The sequence below is a fragment of the Candidatus Spongiisocius sp. genome (genome assembly GCF_965221825.1).
In the GTDB taxonomy this organism is placed as follows: Bacteria; Actinomycetota; Acidimicrobiia; order Spongiisociales; family Spongiisociaceae; genus Spongiisocius.
In genome coordinates, this window is record NZ_OZ244917.1 from 2,369,274 (window position 1) to 2,385,314 (window position 16,041).

The 16,041-nt window shown below is 67.3% G+C and carries 12 protein-coding genes and 1 riboswitch; of the genes, 6 read left to right on the top strand and 6 right to left on the bottom strand.

The genetic code is table 11. From position 1 onward, the window contains the following. The first annotated feature begins 133 nt into the window (after window positions 1–133). From ACOQPD_RS11140 to ACOQPD_RS11155, 4 genes are all read left to right on the top strand, one after another. Window positions 134–1,003, top strand: a complete 870-nt coding sequence (locus tag ACOQPD_RS11140) for a 5'-3' exonuclease (protein ID WP_420612024.1) — start codon at window positions 134–136, stop codon at window positions 1,001–1,003. A 73-nt stretch (window positions 1,004–1,076) separates the two neighbouring features. Continuing rightward, a riboswitch (SAM riboswitch) is annotated at window positions 1,077–1,159 on the top strand. Window positions 1,160–1,487: 328 nt separating this feature from the next. After that, window positions 1,488–2,042 (top strand): OsmC family protein, encoded by a 555-nt coding sequence (locus ACOQPD_RS11145; protein ID WP_420612025.1) that lies wholly within the window; start codon window positions 1,488–1,490, stop codon window positions 2,040–2,042. A gap of 23 nt (window positions 2,043–2,065) precedes the next feature. Further along, on the top strand, window positions 2,066–3,319 hold the full coding sequence (locus ACOQPD_RS11150) for an NAD(P)-binding domain-containing protein (protein ID WP_420612026.1): 1,254 nt from the start codon (window positions 2,066–2,068) through the stop codon (window positions 3,317–3,319). Window positions 3,320–3,380: 61 nt separating this feature from the next. Then, the gene (locus ACOQPD_RS11155) at window positions 3,381–3,779 is read left to right on the top strand and encodes a cupin domain-containing protein (protein WP_420612027.1); all 399 of its coding nucleotides are present in this window, start codon (window positions 3,381–3,383) and stop codon (window positions 3,777–3,779) included. Window positions 3,780–4,334: 555 nt separating this feature from the next. Here ACOQPD_RS11155 and ACOQPD_RS11160 read toward each other — a convergent pair. Genes ACOQPD_RS11160 through ACOQPD_RS11175 form a run of 4 tightly spaced genes read right to left on the bottom strand, consistent with a single transcriptional unit; the run spans window position 4,335 to window position 8,256 of the window. Next, entirely contained in the window at window positions 4,335–4,580 is a 246-nt protein-coding gene (locus ACOQPD_RS11160) for a MoaD/ThiS family protein (RefSeq protein ID WP_420612028.1), read from the bottom strand. 1 nt (window position 4,581) lies between these two features. Further along, the gene (locus ACOQPD_RS11165) at window positions 4,582–6,861 is read right to left on the bottom strand and encodes a xanthine dehydrogenase family protein molybdopterin-binding subunit (protein WP_420612029.1); all 2,280 of its coding nucleotides are present in this window, start codon (window positions 6,859–6,861) and stop codon (window positions 4,582–4,584) included. A 15-nt stretch (window positions 6,862–6,876) separates the two neighbouring features. After that, complete coding sequence (locus tag ACOQPD_RS11170) at window positions 6,877–7,365, bottom strand: (2Fe-2S)-binding protein (RefSeq protein WP_420612030.1); 489 nt, start codon at window positions 7,363–7,365, stop codon at window positions 6,877–6,879. Window positions 7,366–7,392: 27 nt separating this feature from the next. After that, window positions 7,393–8,256, bottom strand: coding sequence for an FAD binding domain-containing protein (locus ACOQPD_RS11175; protein ID WP_420612031.1), 864 nt, complete (start codon window positions 8,254–8,256; stop codon window positions 7,393–7,395). A gap of 281 nt (window positions 8,257–8,537) precedes the next feature. Between ACOQPD_RS11175 and ACOQPD_RS11180 the strand changes: the two genes are divergently transcribed. Next, on the top strand, window positions 8,538–9,581 hold the full coding sequence (locus ACOQPD_RS11180; RefSeq protein WP_420612032.1) for an Ldh family oxidoreductase: 1,044 nt from the start codon (window positions 8,538–8,540) through the stop codon (window positions 9,579–9,581). Between the two features lie 377 nt (window positions 9,582–9,958). Here the strand turns inward: ACOQPD_RS11180 and ACOQPD_RS11185 are convergent, their stop codons facing one another. After that, window positions 9,959–11,179: an IS110 family transposase gene (locus tag ACOQPD_RS11185; protein WP_420611630.1), complete on the bottom strand. Its 1,221-nt coding sequence runs from the start codon at window positions 11,177–11,179 to the stop codon at window positions 9,959–9,961. A 370-nt stretch (window positions 11,180–11,549) separates the two neighbouring features. After that, a complete protein-coding gene (locus tag ACOQPD_RS11190) occupies window positions 11,550–13,319 on the bottom strand; it encodes an ABC transporter substrate-binding protein (protein ID WP_420612033.1) in 1,770 nt (589 codons plus the stop codon). Between the two features lie 231 nt (window positions 13,320–13,550). Between ACOQPD_RS11190 and ACOQPD_RS11195 the strand changes: the two genes are divergently transcribed. Next, window positions 13,551–16,040 carry a hypothetical protein gene (locus tag ACOQPD_RS11195; RefSeq protein ID WP_420612034.1) on the top strand — a complete coding sequence of 830 codons (2,490 nt, stop codon included), beginning with the start codon at window positions 13,551–13,553 and terminating at the stop codon, window positions 16,038–16,040. The last annotated feature ends 1 nt before the right edge of the window (window position 16,041 follow it).

Below are 16,041 nucleotides of genomic sequence, written 5' to 3' on the forward strand. Positions count from 1 at the left end.
GTCATCAGGCTAGCTTTCTTACCCGGGTTTCCGTGGCCAACGACGATTGCCCGGAACGGCGGCCATGGATCGTTCACGGTTACGAGCCGGTCCTGCTGGGTGGCTCTCTGTCCACCGCTAGCCTGTCCATGTCGTGAACCTTCACCTGCTGGATGCCACCTACGAGTTGTTCCGGGCCTACTTCGGGTATCCGAGGCGGGTGGCTCCTGACGGGATGGAGGTCGGCGCCGTCTACGGGGTGCTCGACTCCACGATCCGCCTGCTCCGCCAGGACGGGGTCACCCACCTGGCCGCCGCCACCGATGCGGTGATCGAGTCCTTCCGCAACGAGATCTTCCCGGGCTACAAGACGGGCGAGGGGATCGAGCCTGAGTTGCTCGCCCAGTTCCGGCTGGCGGAGGAGGCGTTGGAGATCCTGGGCGTGACCGTCTGGGCCATGCGGGACTTCGAGGCCGACGACGCCATCGCCACGGCCGCCCACCGCTGGAAGGACGATGTGGAGCGGGTGATCATCCTCAGCCCCGACAAGGACCTGATGCAGTGCGTGATCGGCGACCGGGTGGTGACGTACAACCGCCGGGAACGCAAGCGCTACGACGAGCGCGGGGTGGTGGAGAAGTTCGGCATCCGTTCGTCCTCCATACCCGACTACCTGGCGCTGGTGGGTGACGCCGCCGATCGGGTTCCCGGGATTCCCGGTTGGGGGGCGAAGTCCAGTTCCACGCTCCTGGCCCGGTACGGCCACATCGAGAACATTCCCGGATCACCCGCCGCCTGGGACGTGAAGGTCCGGGGCGCGGCCCGGCTGTCCACCAACCTGGAAGCAGCCCGCGCCGAGGCGGCCCTCTACCGCACGCTCACCACCCTCCGCCTTGACGTGCCGCTGGACGAGGATCTGGCGGACCTCGAATGGCGCGGCGCCCATCGATCACGTTTCCTCGAGCTGTGCGACAGGCTCGGTTTCGGCGCCATCCGCAACCGGCCCCGCCGCTGGCGGAGCTAGGCGCCGGACCGCTAAACCCCCGAAGTTCTTTGACATTCGTCCTTTCGTATGGTCTAATTCTGCCGTTACAACGCGCTCATCCAGAGCGGTGGAGGGACAGGCCCTGTGAAGCCGCGGCAACCGACATGAGCGGTGCCAATGCCTGATCGATGAGACTGCCGAGGCGGGATTCCGCTCGCGGCGCTCGACGGGAGCGCGTACAAGCGAGAGGAGACTGTCACACATGGATTGCCTGCACTTCAAGCCTCCAGCACCCAGCAGGTGCATGTGTTGTCCAGGCTCCCGGGTGATCCACCCGGGCGGTCCTGGCAACCGCCCGTAACCACGCCACCACCCGGGAGCCAACAAGGCCACCCAGCCAACGGGTCCTCGATCCCGATCTGTCGCCCGACGTTCCGGATCTTTCAGGAAGGGAACCGGACCCGAACTGGTACAGAACGCAAGAGAACCAACCGTTTCCACGGAATCACGAAGGAGAAGAGCAATGAGCACTGGTGACATCAACGGGGTCGATACGGCCCACCTGTTGTTCGCGCGGGGCGTGGTCGGGGATACACCGGCCGCCGGCGACTACACGTGGAGGGCCTCGAACGAGTGGGTCCACGGTACCCACAGCAAGACGAAGATCGACGGCTACTTCGGTCTCGGCGAGGAGCGCAACCACAAGGGGGCCTACGAGTTCGAGGCGGACCATCCGCTGGAGTTCAATGCGGCGGACAATGCCGCCACCCCCGTGGAGATCGTGCTGGCAGGCCTGGCCAGCTGCCTGACCGCCGGCGTGGCCGCCGTGGCCGAGAACCGGGAGATCAAGCTCCGCTCGGTGAAGGCCACGCTCGAGGCCGACATGAATATCGGAGGCATCCTCGGAGCGGACCCCGATGTGAGGAACGGGTTCACCGACGTCCGGGTCAACTACGAGATCGACGCGGACGAGACGAGCGAGGCCGACCTCGAGGCGCTGGTGGCGCAGTCCCAGAAGATCTCGGCGGTCTTCGACATCATGACCAACCCCACCAACGTGACCGTAAGCGTCAACTGAGACGACCGACTCGGAGTCATCGGATGCGTACCACCACCGTTGTGATCGGCGCCGGGCACACCGGCCTGGCGGCGAGCTACTTCCTGTCTGTCCGGGACATCGATCATGTGGTCCTGGAGCGGGGGGAGGTGGCCAACACCTGGCGGACGGAGCGCTGGGATTCCCTGCGGCTCCTGACCCCCAACTGGCAGGTCACCCTGCCCGGCCTCGCTTACGACGGTGACGATCCCGACGGCTTCATGACCGTGACGGAGCTGGTGGGCTTCATCGACCGGTACGCCCGGTTGGTGAAGCCGCCTCTCCGTACGCTCACCACCGTCACCTCGGTCCGGCCGGACGGTGACGGGTACGAGGTCGTGACTGATCGCGGCACGTGGCAGTGCCGGTCGGTGATACTGGCCAGCGGAGGCTTCAACCTGCCCAAGGTGCCTCCCATCGCGGCCGCCCTCCCCGACACGGTTCGTTCGGTCACCCCGCTCGAGTACCGCCGCCCCTCTGACCTGGACGATGGAGGCGTACTGGTGGCGGGAGTGTCCGCCACCGGCGTCCAGCTGGCCGAGGAGATCCATCGATCCGGACGACCGGTCACCGTGTCGGTGGGTGAGCATGTCCGCATGCCCAGGATCTACAGAGGCCGGGATATCCGGTACTGGATGGACGTGACCGGCGTGTCCGACGAGCGCTACGACGAGGTGGACGACGTCCTCCGGGCCCGTACGGTTCCGTCTCCGCAGCTGGTCGGATCCCCGGAGCGCAAGTCGCTCGACCTCAATGCCCTCACCGATCAGGGGGTGCGCATGGTGGGACGCCTGGCCGGGATAAGGAATGGGAAGGCCCAGCTTTCGGGTTCCCTCAACAACAAGGTCACCCGCTCGGACCTCAAGATGAACCGCCTGCTGACCACCATCGACGAATGGGTAACCGAGAACGGGCTGGACGGCCGGTACGAGCCACCCCATCGTTTTGAGCGCACACGGGTGGAAACGTCACCGCCGCTGCTGATCGATCTGGAGAAGGAGAACATCCGCACCGTGCTGTGGGCGACCGGATACCGCCCCGACTACTCGTGGCTCCACGTCCCGGTGCTCGACTACAAGGGCCGGATCCGGCACGACGGCGGGGTGGTGAGCGGTTCACCGGGCCTGTATGTGATCGGGCTGAACTTCCTGCGCCGCCGCAAGTCGAGTTTCATCCACGGCGCTGAGGACGACGCCCGCGACCTGGTGGATCACCTGGCTGCTTACCTGGAAGCCCGGGTGCCGGTGGGAGTCGGCTGACCCGACCCGACCCGACCCGGCCGCGGTGCCGGTGGCTGGACGCAAGCGAGGAGGTAGCCGGATGGATTACGAGCCGGGAACGCCGATCGTGACCACCGAGGCGGAAGGGGTGGGCCTGACCACTCCGGAGCCGTTCGTGCGCCATGTGAAGGCTCTGCTCTCGCCCCTGCTCCAGCCGGGCATCGGGGACTTCGCCATAGGCACCTGCGAGGTGCCGCCCGGCCAGAAGGGGAGCCTGCACACGCATCCGGACGCCGCCGAGATCTGGATGTTCTCCGAGGGCAGGGGCCGGGCCACGGTGGGTGATCGGGAGATCGTCACCGGTCCCGGCACGGTCGTCTTCACGCCGCCCGGAGTCAGCCACCAGTTCTTCAACACGGGCGAAACCCCGGTGAAGCTGTTCTGGATGTACAGCCCGTCGGGCGCCGAGCGGGACGTCATAGAGGCCCACTTCAGCTAAGCGCTGTCCGAAACGCCCCACCGCCCGTCGCGCAACAGCCGAACCTAAGGCTCACGACGCGTCTCACTGGTGTTTTGAGCCTTAGGTTGATGACGCGTCTCACTGGTGTTTTGAGCCTTAGGTTGATGACGCGTCTCAGGGTGCTCTGTTCCTGAGGTTCAGGGCGTCATATATGACGCCCTCTGCCCCGAGTTCGAGAACGGGAAAACCGGCGCTCCGTACCGGCCCTCCGGCGCTCCCGCACCGGGCCCTCCCCCGCCACCACCTGTCCTTGGCTTGGGGCGTGTTCGGCCATGCCCGGTTGGGCCGGGTGTCGGCGATAGCTCCCTTTGAAAGCCTGTGAAATGTTCCCTGCGGGCCAGACCGCTCCGATCGGTGAGACGCTTGCGGCTGGTGTAGGTGCTTGGCAATAGGCAACGTATAGAAGGGGTGTGACAGTTTTCGAGCCATGCGCTCTGATCCGGTGAGGAGGGCTCGCCGTTGTCGTACAGGCAGGACCCGGACGGTGTCCGAACGAACAAGGAGTTCGGGTACTAGCCGAGGGGCGGGCTCCGGTCAGCCGCCTCCGATGGGCGGCAGGAAGTGAACCTCGGCGTCCTCGGGAACCGGCTCGTAGAGGGCGTCGGTCATGATCTCACCGTCGATCGCCACGGCCAGGCCCGACCCCAGATGCTCCCCCAAGCCGGGGAACCGCCGGTCGAGGGTGTTGATCAGCGAGCGGACCGTGGTGGCCTCGACCTCGACCTCCTCGACTCCTCCGGTGTAGCGCCGGAGCGCCGATCCGAAGATCACCCGGGCCATGTCAGCCCCCGTTGGCTCCTATTGCCTCCAGCACCTTCACCGGCGACATTGGCAACTCGCTCAGCCGCAGGCCGGTGGCGTCGTGGATGGCATTCGCCACCGCCGCCATGGGGGGCACGATTCCGACCTCCCCCACCCCGCGCACTCCGTAGGGATGGCCGGGATTCGGCACCTCGACGATCACCGTGTCGATCATCGGCAGGTCGGAGGCGACCGGCATCCGGTAGTCCAGGAACCCCGCGTTCTCCATGGTGCCGCCGGAGTCGAAGATGTACTCCTCGTTGAGCGCCCAGCCGATTCCCTGGGCCACGCCGCCCTGCATTTGTCCTTCGACGTAGCTGGGATGGATGGCCCGCCCGGCATCCTGGGCGGTGGTGTAGCGGAGGATCTTCACGGCGCCGGTCTCGGGATCGACCTCGACATCGCACACCTGGGTCGAGAAGGCGGCCCCTGCCCCTCGCGCGTTCACGGCGGCGCTGGCGGTGATCGGGCCGCCCGTCCCGGCGGCGCCGGCGGCCAGCTCCTTGGTGGTCATGGGCGCTCGATCCCCGGAGACGTGCTGGGCCCTTCCGTCCACCCACTCGACTTCCGAGACATCGACATCCCAGACCTTGGCCGCCCGGCCTCGCAGGTCGGCCACCACCTTGCGGCAGGCGTCGATGACCGCCAAGCCGGTGGCGTGGGTGACCCGGCTTCCCCCGGTGACATCGGTGTATCCGACCGATTCGGTGTCGCTGACGATTGGGCTGATGTCGTAGACGTCGATGCCCAGTTCCTCGGCGGCCATCAGCGCCATCGAGGCCCGGCTCCCGCCGATGTCGGGACTGCCGGTGAGCACCGAGGCGGTCCCGTCCTCGTTGACGTTAACCGTGGCGCTCGAGCTGCCCCCGAAGTTGAACCAGAAGCCGCTCGCCACGCCCCTGCCCTGGTTGGGTCCGAGCTCGGTCGAGTATTGCGGATGGTCCCGGACCGCCTCCACCGTCTCCTTGAAGCCGATCCGCTTGAAGACCGGTCCGTAGACGGACCGCATCCCCTCCTCGGCGGCGTTGCGGAGCCGGAGCTCGAGCGGGTCCATGCCCAACTGCTCCGCGATCTCGTCCAGCAACGTCTCGGAGGCGAACGAGGCCATCGGCGCCCCGGGCGCCCGGTAGGCGGCCACCTTCGGCATGTTGACCACCACGTCGAGGCCTTCCAAAAACACGTTCTCGATCGCGTAGGGGGCGAAGGCGCACATGCATCCCAGGCTTACGGGCGAACCCTTGAAGGCCCCCGCCTGGTAGGCCATGGAGCCCGACACCGCGGTCAGCCTGCCGTCCTTGGTGGCGCCAACCTTGAGACGTATCTTGGACCCCGAGGTGGGACCGGTGGCGCGGAACACCTCGTCCCGGGTCATGACGACCTTGACCGGACGCCCGGCCTTCTGCGACAGCCGGGTCGCCACCGGCTCCACGTACACGGTCGTCTTGCCACCGAAGCCGCCGCCGATCTCGGCGGGTATCACCTTCACCCGGGACGGTTCCCACCCAAGCAGAAGGGCGGTGAACGACCGCACCATGAAGTGGCCCTGGGAGGAGCAGAAGACCATGGCCTTGCCGTCCTCACCGACGTCCGCCACCACCGCATGGGGTTCGATGTATCCCTGGTGGACGGGCTGGGTGACGAACTCCCGCTCCACGATCACGTCGGCCTCGGCGAAGCCCTTCTCCGTGTCCCCCCGGTCGAGCACGTAGCGTGAGGCCAGGTTGGAAGGCTCGTCGGGGGCCGGATCCACCCCTTCGGTGATCATGTCCTCGTGGAGGATCGGGGCGTCGGGCGCCATGGCCAGGTCCACGTCCAGCACGTGCGGGAGGACTTCGTAATCGACCTTGATGGCATCCAGCGCCGCCAGCGCTTCCCGGCGGGAGGTGGCGGCCACGGCGGCCAGCGCGTGGCCTTCGTAGAGGACCTTGTCCCGCGCCATCACGTTGCGGCACAGGTCTCGGAAATCGACGTATTCCTCGCCGCTCCCGCCCATCTCGGACTCCAGCATCGGGAAGTCGGCGCCCGTGACCACCGCCCGGACTCCTTCCATCGCCTCGGCCGCGGAGGTGTCGATGGCGAGTATGCGGGCGTGGGCATGGGGAGACCGGAGGACCGCGCCGATCAGCATCCCGGGCAGGTTCAGGTCGGCGCCGTACTTGGCCCGGCCGGTCACCTTGTCCAGGCCGTCATGACGGACCGGGCGGGTTCCCACCCACTTGTAGCTCGGCTGGGGATCGGTGGTGGTAGCGGTAGCGGTCACGCCTTCTCCTTTGCCCTATGAAGCCGGGGCGGCTTCTCTCATCTGGGCGGCCGCGTCCAGGATCGACCGCACGATCTTGTCATATCCGGTGCACCGGCAGAGGTTGCCGGCAATGGCGTAGCGCACCTCTTCCTCGTCAGGTTCGGGGTTACGGTCCAGTAGCGCCTTGCCGGCAACCAGGAAGCCGGGTGTGCATATCCCGCACTGCAAGGCCGCTCCTTCCAGGAACGCATCCTGGAGCGGGTGGAGACCATCCGGGCCCGCCATCCCCTCGACCGTCTCGATAGTCGCCGCCTCCGCCTCGGGGGCGAAGACCAGGCAGGAGCAGGTGAGCCGTCCGTCGAGGATGACCGAGCATGCCCCGCAGTCGCCGGTGGCGCAGCCTTCCTTGACCCCCATCAGCCCGACCACATCACGCAGGGCATCCAGGAGGGTCTGATCGCCCTCGCACAGGAACTCGGCGGGGTCGCCGTTGATGGTGCAGGTGACGTGCGTTCTGCTCATACCAGATCCTTTACGGGCGCGGGCGCTTCATGAGCCGGTCCGGCCGGCGCGGTCGGCAGCCAGCTTGAGGGACCTGACCGCCAGCACTCCGGCCACCTGCCGGCGGTAGGCCTTGGTGCCGCGCTTGTCGTCGATGGGGTTGCAGACCGCCGAGGCTTCCGCCGCCACCCGTTTCAGGGCCTCGTCGGTGAGCGGGTGGCCCACCAGTATGTCAGCCGCCGCCGGCACCGTGACCACCGTGGGCGCTACGGCGCCCAGAGCTACCGACACCTCCCGGCACAATCCTGCTTCATCGAGCGTGAGACGGGCACCGGCGCCGACCACTGCGATATCCATCTCGGTACGGGGGATGAACCGCAGGTAGGCGTCGGCGGTGCGGGGCTGGGGCCGATCGAACACCAGCTCGACCAGGAACTCCCCGTCGGCCAGCGACGTGCTGCCGGGGCCGGTCACCACCGATGCCACCGGGATGGTCCTGATCCCTGCGGGTCCGGCGATCACCGCCCGACCGTTGTTCACCACCATGGCCGGAACGGAGTCGGCGGCGGGGGAGGCATTGCAGAGATTGCCGCCCAGGCTGGCGCGGCTCTGGATCTGGTCCGATCCGATCAGGGCGGCCGCTTCCACCAGGCCCGGCAGCTCGGCGACCAGGTCGTTCACCTCGCCCAGCCGTGCTGAAGGCGTGGCGGCGCCGATCACCCACGTATCCCCTTCCCGGCGGAGGTCGGTCAGCCGATCGATGCGCTTCAGATCGACCGCCACACCGGGCTCCGGGCGGCCCATACGTAGCTGGGGAATGAAGTCGGTGGCCCCGGCGTACACCTGGGCGTGGACGTCACCGGCCAGGACCGAAACGGCCTCTTCGATGGATGTGGGGGCGGCATATCTCATGGCACAACCGAAACTCGTGGCTCCTCTTCCGGAGAGCAGGACAAAGGCGCTGTCGAGCCCCCGGAGGACGGCCCGCAGGGTAGCAGGCACGCGTGCCTCCGGGCCTAGCGCGCCGCCGGTCGGCGCCCGCCTCGCCGGTTCCCTACCGGGATTCCATCCGCGTGGTCCGGTTCTGTTCGATTCCCCAGCCCGACAGAGGAGCTCACTAGCGTGCGGCCCAGCAGCCCCGGCACACGAATCCGGGTTCGAGTCCCGCCGCCGGAACCGAAAGGACGCCTTGAATGTGGAAGGTCGCACCCACCCGGCTCGAGGGCATGTGTACCGCGATTCTTCGGTCGGCCGGGGCGTCCGGCGATGACGCTCGGCTGGTGGCGGACCACCTGGTCGACAACGACCTCCTCGGGCACCATTCCCACGGAGTCATCAGGCTGTGGGACTACATCGAGGCGGCGCGCCGGGGCGACCTGATCCCAGGCGCCCGTCCCCGGATCGTCAATGAGACACCCACCACCGCTCAGATCGACGGCGGATGGGCCTTGGGCCAGGTGGTCGCCACCTTTGCGACCGGCCTGGCCATCGAGAAGGCCCGGGCTGCCGGGGTCAGCGTGGTGACCGTCCGCCGTGTCAAACACATCGGTCGGCTGGGTCGCTATGCCGAGCAGGTGGCTGGGGAGGGCCTGGTGTCGATGATCTTCACCAACGGCGGCGGCCACGGTATCAACCAGGCGCCGTTCCGGGGCACGGAGCGAAAGTTGTGCTCCAACCCGATCGCCATGTCGGTGCCGTCCGGTCTGGCCGGACCCTTCCTGCTGGACATGGCCACCTCGGTGGCGGCGGAGGGCAAGGTGCGGATGTACAGGGCGCGGGGAACGGCCACGCCGGCCGGATGGATCCTCGACTCCGGCGGGAACCCGTCCACCGATCCCGAGGACTTCGCCGCAGGCGGGGCGTTGCTGCCGCTCGGAAGAGATGAAGGACACAAGGGCTATGCGCTCGCGTTCATGGTGGAGTTGCTCGCCGGAGTGATGTCCGGCGGGGGTATCTCGGGCGACCCGGCCCGCTCCTTCAGCAACGACTCCATGATTGTCGTGATCGATCCCGCGCTCTTCGTTCCGATGGCCGAGCTCAAGGAGCGCTCCGCGATCCTTACCGAGCACCTCAAGGACACCCTGCTGGCCGATGATTCGCAACCGGTCCTGTATCCGGGCGAGCCGGAGGCGGAGGCCCGGTCCGCCAATCGGGGACGCGACATCGAACTGCCCGAACCGGTGCGGCAACAGTTCCTGTCGATGCTCCGGCGGTTCTCCCTGCCCGTGGCGGATTAAACCCGCCTCCGGTCAGCCCCGAGTCATTACCACAGTTATCAGTCGCCGAGAGAACACCGGAATCGCCCGCAAGCACCGGCAATCGAAGGAACCTGAGGTTCAGTGGGTCGCTGGCGGTGTGGTGTTCCTGAGGTTCAGGGCGCCGCTGGTGGTGTTCTCTGCCTCAAGTTCGAGAACGCGAAAAACCGGTACTCCGCACCGGGCCCTCCCCCGCCACCACCTGTCCTTGGCTTGGGGCGTGTTGGGCCATGCCCGGGTTGGGGCCGGGTGTCAAGGCGGGTTCGCCCCTCTGGAGCCTGTGAATGTTCCCTGCGCGCCGGGCCGCTCCGATCGGTGAGACGCTTGCGGACGGTGTAGACACCCCAGGCGTGCAAATGTCAAGCTGCGGCTTGGTCGAGGGCGGTTCGGTGGGCCCAGGCGGTGTGTTCGTCGTAGGGGGTTTGGTGTTTGAGGCATCCGTGGAGGATACCTACGAGTCGGTTGGCTAGGGCTCGTAGTGCTTGGTGGTGGAGGTCGCCGGCTGCTCGTCGTTGGTTGTAGAAGGCTCGGGCGCCTGGGCTTCTGGTTAGGGAGCAGAATGCCCATTGGTCGAGGGCGTCGTAGAGGCGCCGGTTACGGATGTGGCGAGCGAGGACGGCGTGTTTGCGTCCTGACGCGATGGTGATGGGCGACGTGCCGGCGTAGTTCCTGCGAGACTTGGCGCTGGTGTAACGGTCGGGGTCGTCCCCGAACTCACCGAGCGTCCGGGCGCCGAGCACTTTACCGAGTCCTGGCTGGGAGAGGTAGATAGCGGCGTCCGGGTGCTGTTCAAAACAGGTTTCCAGGGTTGCTTCGAGCTCGGCGATCTGGCGGTTGGTTTCCGCAAGGATTGCCAATAGGGCGCCCACGGTTGTCGCGTAGGCGTCCTCGACCGGTCCGGGTGCGCTGAGATGGGTGGTTCGGAGACCTTTCTGTATTTTGCGGGCAGCCGCGTCGAGGTTGCGTTTCCGGCCCCCGGCTTTAAGAGCGGCCCGGATCTGGGTGACGGTCAGGCGGGCGCCCTGGGTGGGTGTGGGTGCCCGACCCAAGACGGCCAGAGCATCGCGATTTGCCAGGTCCCCGAAGGTTTCGAGGGCTGCGGGGTAGTATTCGCGCAGGGCGCTGCGGATCTGGTTGGTGTGACGCACCCGAGCCCAGATCAGGTTCTGATGTGTCCTAGCCAGGACTTTGATCCCTTCGGCTTCGGGGCTGTCACCGGCAACCGGGCGGTGGTTGTGCCGGTCGGTGCGTAATAGGTCGGCTAACACCTTGGCATCACCACGGTCGGATTTGGCTCCACCCTGGCTGTGACGGTCCCGGTAACGCGACACTGCCATCGGGTTGATCGCATACACCTCATAACCCGCCCCGACCAGAGCACCGACCCACAGACCACGATCAGTCTCGATACCTACCACCACCTCAGCCGGCTCCGATACGTGCTCGGCGATCATCTCATGCAACTGAGCCACACCCCCCAGGCCTTCTGGCAGCCGCCGAGAGGCCAGTCGAGTTCCGGACTCGTCCATGAGACACACATCGTGATGCGCCTCAGCCCAGTCATCTCCCACAAAGATCATCCTTCGCCTCCTTCTGCGCGGACCTGCTCTTTCTGAGCTATGGAGAACGCCTGGCGGCGACCTAATGGATCAGTGCTCTTCATGGCACGCCACCCCATGAGCGCTACAAGCAGCCCTCACTAACCGGCCGGGGCACGATCTACACCTAGGAATCAGCCTTCCAGGAGATTGGAGTACTCACCGGCCAGCCAGCTCAACCACCACACCCTCCCAGACAAACCAGAAGAAGCGGTGGACCCCCATTAGGTGCTTGGCGATAGGCAACGTATAGCGGGGGTGTGACAGTTTTGGCCCCTGCTCTGATTCCTAAGCCGATTAGCGTTCGCGCGGTGGCGCGGGACCCGTGGGTGGCGCCGCCAACAGGACGCGATCACTGAGTGGTTGCGGATCCTCGCTGTAGCAGCGGGAAGTAGAGAGCGTCGTCCTCGTTGGTCAGCACGAACCCGCTGACCTCTTGGCCGAGAACCTCGATCTGGTCGGGTCCGCCGAGCGGCACGAACGCCGCCTCCTGTGCCCAGATGTCCTGAATCCGCCCGGCCAGGGCGGCCGCGGCGTCGGCCGTGGGCGCCTGCTCGATCTCGTCCAGCAGCTGATCGACCTCCGGATGCATGAAGGAGGTCGGACAGGCCGGCGTGACCTCGGCCAGTTGCCTCGACGCGTACCAGGCCTCCTGCAGCCACGACCCGCACGCCACTATCGCCAGGTCGAAGGTCGCCCCGCCGAGCCGGATCGCCACGGGTAGGTGCCTTCCTTCTATGGGCCACGGGACCAGGTCGATCCCGGCCAGCTCCAGATCGCTCCGGATCCGCTCCGCAAGGGCCTCGGCCTCGGGCAGGTCCAACGGTACGAGCAGTTCGACGGCGGATCCGTCCGCATGGCCGGCCTCCGCCAGGAGGGTGCGAGCCTGGCCGATGTCCTGCGAGTACAGCCAGGTTCCATCCGAGCCTTCGAGGCCCGCCGGGAGGAAGCCGGTCGGGATCCGGGCCCGGCCCTCGTACACCTCCTGCTTGATCCGGTTGTAGTCCAGGGCCCACGCGACCGCCTGCCGCACCCGGGGGTCGTCGAACGGCGGCTCCGTCCGGTCGAATACCAGGAACCGCTGGCCGGCGGACTCGAGATCGATGACCCGGACGCTGCTGCCCGCCTCCCCGGCGCCGGTCGTTGACATGCCGTGGGCGAGGTCCACCGTTCCCTCCTGAACCAGCTGGAGCCGCCTGGCCTCCTCAGACACCACCTGGTAGCTGATCCGGCTCCGGCCGGCGGTCCGCTGGTCCCACCACCCCTCGTAGGGTTCCAAGGTCATCTGGCCGGCTTCACGGTCGACGAGGATGTACGGGCCGTAGCCGGAGGGGTTGTGCCGGGCGTATGCGGTCGCCCACGGGTCGGCTTCGGTGGCCTGGGACCGCAGCAGGATCGAGTCCACCGCCGACATCACGCCCATGGCCATGACCCGCAGGATCCGGGGATTGGATCGGGGCAGGGTCACCCGGAGGGTGTGGTCGTCGACCACTTCCACCTGGGACATGCTGTAGACGCCCGCCGTGGCGAGGCCGGCGACGGTGGCGCCCGGAGGCGCGCCGGATGCTGCCAGCGCCAGCGCCCGTTCCCATGCATAGGCGAAGTCATGTGCCCTGAGGGCATGCCCGCCCGGGAACTCGAGGTCCCGGCGGACGTGGAAGGTGTACACCGTTCCGTCCCCGGATATGTCGATCGATTCGGCGAGGTCGGGCTCCACCTCGGTGGGGCTCCAGCGATACACACCGGCGAGGACCGCCGATGGCTCCAGCACCCGGCGGGTGAGCCCCGAGTACAGGTTGGCCAGCATGTCCAGGTCGCGGCCACCGGCGGCGGCGTCCGGATCGAACGTGGTGACACCGGCCGGCACGGCGACCGTGATCGTGTCGAGCGGCCTTGCCGGGGTGGTGGTGGTCGAGGCCGGGGCCGGTTCGAGTCGCGTGATGGTCGTTCCGGCGCGGGTGGTGGAGGGCGCGGTCTCTCCGGTGGTGGTTCCGTCTGTGGCGATACCCGCTATGTCGGAGGCGATGGTCGACACGCCGGAGGTGGTACTGCTATCGACTCCGGTCCAGCTCAGGTCGAGGTCGGTCGGCACGACCGCCAGCGCCAGGAGCACAACCAGCACCAAGATAGGAGTAACAGCTCGGCCGAGCGGCCGCTTCCGGGGATCCGAGGGTGTTTGCTGGGACATAGCAGGTAGGCATCCAGACTACCTGCCGGAAGCCTGTCCTTCCGCCGGCCGTGCCTCCGAGGCGGGACGCTGATATGATCGCCCGGGCCGCTGTCTCAGTGTTGACGGTAGGGGCGATGGCCTGGGTAGCAGCTTGAGGCAAGGGGTTCGGAGATGGAGCGAGTCATGGTCGGCAGGCCCGGATTGTGCCATCTGGGATTGGTGGCGGTCGCCTTCACGCTGATAGCCGGCCTGCTGGCCCTCCCCGCCCCCGGCGCGTTGCTGGCGCAGGAGTCCGAAGGCTGCGAGGTGACCGAACTCGGGACGTTGAGCACCTCCGGGTCCCCGTTGGCGGCGTCCGGGAGTTGGACGACCGAGGACTGTGATTCGCGTTTCCGCCCCGGCAGCGACGCCCACACCTACCGGTTCCGGGTCGCCGAGGCAGGACGGGTCAGGGTCGACCTGATGTCCGCCGGGGCCGACTCTTACGTCTACCTGCTGGCCGAGGACGGTAGCCGCATCGCGGACGACGATGACGGCGGGGCCAACCTCGACGCCCGTGTCGAGCGAGACCTGGCGCCCGGTGTCTACATGATCGAGGCGACCACCGTCGGCGGGCGGAGCCGGGGGGCAGCGGACTTCGCCATCGCGGTCAGCCGCGTTTCCGGTTGCGAGCCGGTGCATCTCGGCACGCTGGAACCTGGCGCCGATCTGGCCGCATCGGGCTCATGGACACTCGATACGTGCGGGTCGCGCTTCGTGGTCCAACACCCCGCCCACGGCTACACGTTCAACCTGGACCAGGCCGGTCGCGTTCGCATCGACCTGAAATCGGAGGCCGGCGATCCCGTTCTTTCGCTGGCGTCGCTCTCAGGCGGCATTATCGGAGCCAACGACGACGGTGGGGATGTGCGCAATGCCCGCATCGAGCGGTACCTGCCTGCCGGCCTCTACTTCATCGAGGCGACCACCTACCTGGAGCGTGACTACCAACCGCTGCGAGCCGACTTCGACCTCACCGTCCATCTCGTGGACGAGCAGGCGGAGCAGAAGAGATCCAGGTTGAAGATCGAGGAGGTGCATACGCCCGCTGAGGTGGTGACAGGCGATCCTTTCCCCGTTCACTACCGCGCCGGCAACCTGGGGGGTGATCTCGCCGCCGGCGGGTATGCCCTGCTGTACGTGGTCGGGCCCCGCGTGTTCGAACTCATCGGCCCCGTTGCGGGGATCTGGGAGGCCGGTGTCTCTTACCACTCCGGATCCGAGGCGGCGAGCGGGGTCAGCACCGCGATCGACGACCTGGATCCGCTCGAGGTCAGCTTCGGCCGGCCTGGCCCTTCCTGGGTGTTCGTTGCGGTCGTCACCTACGACGCGTACGGCGACGAGACAGGGTTCCAGGGTCTCTGGCACAACCTGATGGTCCTGGACGGCCCCACCTTCGGACCGGTCGACGTGAGGGTGGACGGAGCGACCTACACGGTGGCGGCTGAGGCCGACGACGAAGGGGAGGTGACGACATCGGTGGTCTCCGCCGCCGACCCGGACGCTGAGGTAGACCCGATGGTCCGATCGAGGGCGATCTACACGGCGGGTGTGCGCACCGAGCTGCTGGACGGCCTGTTCGAACGGCCGGGGATAGAGCCTCTGGCGGAGGGAGCGGATCCGGCACCGGTCACCGTGGCCGACCTGTCGAAGACCACGCTCCTCGAGACCATCGGCCAGCGGTACGTCTCCGCTACGGGCGCATCGGGCCTGTCCGAGGCCTGGGCCGCCGGGGAGGCGCTCAACCCGATCGCCATCGAGCAGTCGATCCTCGACGCGGCGAGCACAGCATCCGCCCAGTACGCATCGATGGCAACCTACTGGCGCTCCCTGCTCCGGCGGATCGAAAGGGGTGGGACGCTGTCGTTCGAGGAGGCCCTCCGCATCCAGTCCCAGGTCGGTTATGCCGAGAGCGTCGTGGCGGCGGCGACGACGGCCGGCGGGATCGTCGAAGCAGCCCGAGCCAGTGATGACGGCTGGGAGGATCCGGATGTGCGGGCGATGATCGCGGAGGCCGGCTGCCGGCCTGGAGCGAACGGACTGGGCGACGCGCTCGCGGCTGCCGGCGAAACCGAAGTCGACGGGTTGCTCGCCCTGGACGCCGAGATGCGTGGACTCCGGCCCGTCCACGGGGTTGCGGTCGACAGTGCACTCTGCGCGGTGGAGACGGTCAACACGACGAACCTGCGGTTCCTGCAGCGCCTGTCGATCAACAGCCGCGATCTCCGCACATTGCTCGGTCTCCGGACGCCGCCGCCACCGAGCCCCGAGTCACATAGGCTGCGCATCCTCGCCCGGCTGGGCGAGGATGGCCGGTTGGAGCACGGTGTGGAGCTCGCAGGTGGCCGCCAGGTCCTGCCGCCGGAGCGGTTCCTGCGTACTGACGCGCCCGCCGGAACGTGGCAGGTGAGCGGGGATGTCGAGGTTGACGGAGACTCGATCGGGAGGATCCGGGCGCGGCGCGTTGCCGGTGGCCGATTCGAGCTGGGCTTCGTGGGCGCCGACGGCGAAACGATCGTGCCCGGCATTCGCTACCTGCCGTCCGACCTCCCGGTGGGCGTCTGGTACCGCAGCAGCGAGATAGAGGTACCCGTAGCGATGGTGATGGACTCGGCGGACTCGGCCGAAGAGTAAG

Bases quoted from the DNA above. Each gene is read 5' to 3' on its own strand.
- ACOQPD_RS11155 (WP_420612027.1), top strand. From the start codon at position 3,381: ATGGATTACGAGCCGGGAACGCCGATCGTGACCACCGAGGCGGAAGGG.
- ACOQPD_RS11145 (WP_420612025.1), top strand. From the start codon at position 1,488: ATGAGCACTGGTGACATCAACGGGGTCGATACGGCCCACCTGTTGTTC.
- ACOQPD_RS11175 (WP_420612031.1), bottom strand. From the start codon at position 8,256: ATGAGATATGCCGCCCCCACATCCATCGAAGAGGCCGTTTCGGTCCTG.
- ACOQPD_RS11160 (WP_420612028.1), bottom strand. From the start codon at position 4,580: ATGGCCCGGGTGATCTTCGGATCGGCGCTCCGGCGCTACACCGGAGGA.
- ACOQPD_RS11185 (WP_420611630.1), bottom strand. From the start codon at position 11,179: ATGATCTTTGTGGGAGATGACTGGGCTGAGGCGCATCACGATGTGTGT.
- ACOQPD_RS11150 (WP_420612026.1), top strand. From the start codon at position 2,066: ATGCGTACCACCACCGTTGTGATCGGCGCCGGGCACACCGGCCTGGCG.
- ACOQPD_RS11195 (WP_420612034.1), top strand. From the start codon at position 13,551: ATGGTCGGCAGGCCCGGATTGTGCCATCTGGGATTGGTGGCGGTCGCC.
- ACOQPD_RS11180 (WP_420612032.1), top strand. From the start codon at position 8,538: ATGTGGAAGGTCGCACCCACCCGGCTCGAGGGCATGTGTACCGCGATT.
- ACOQPD_RS11170 (WP_420612030.1), bottom strand. From the start codon at position 7,365: ATGAGCAGAACGCACGTCACCTGCACCATCAACGGCGACCCCGCCGAG.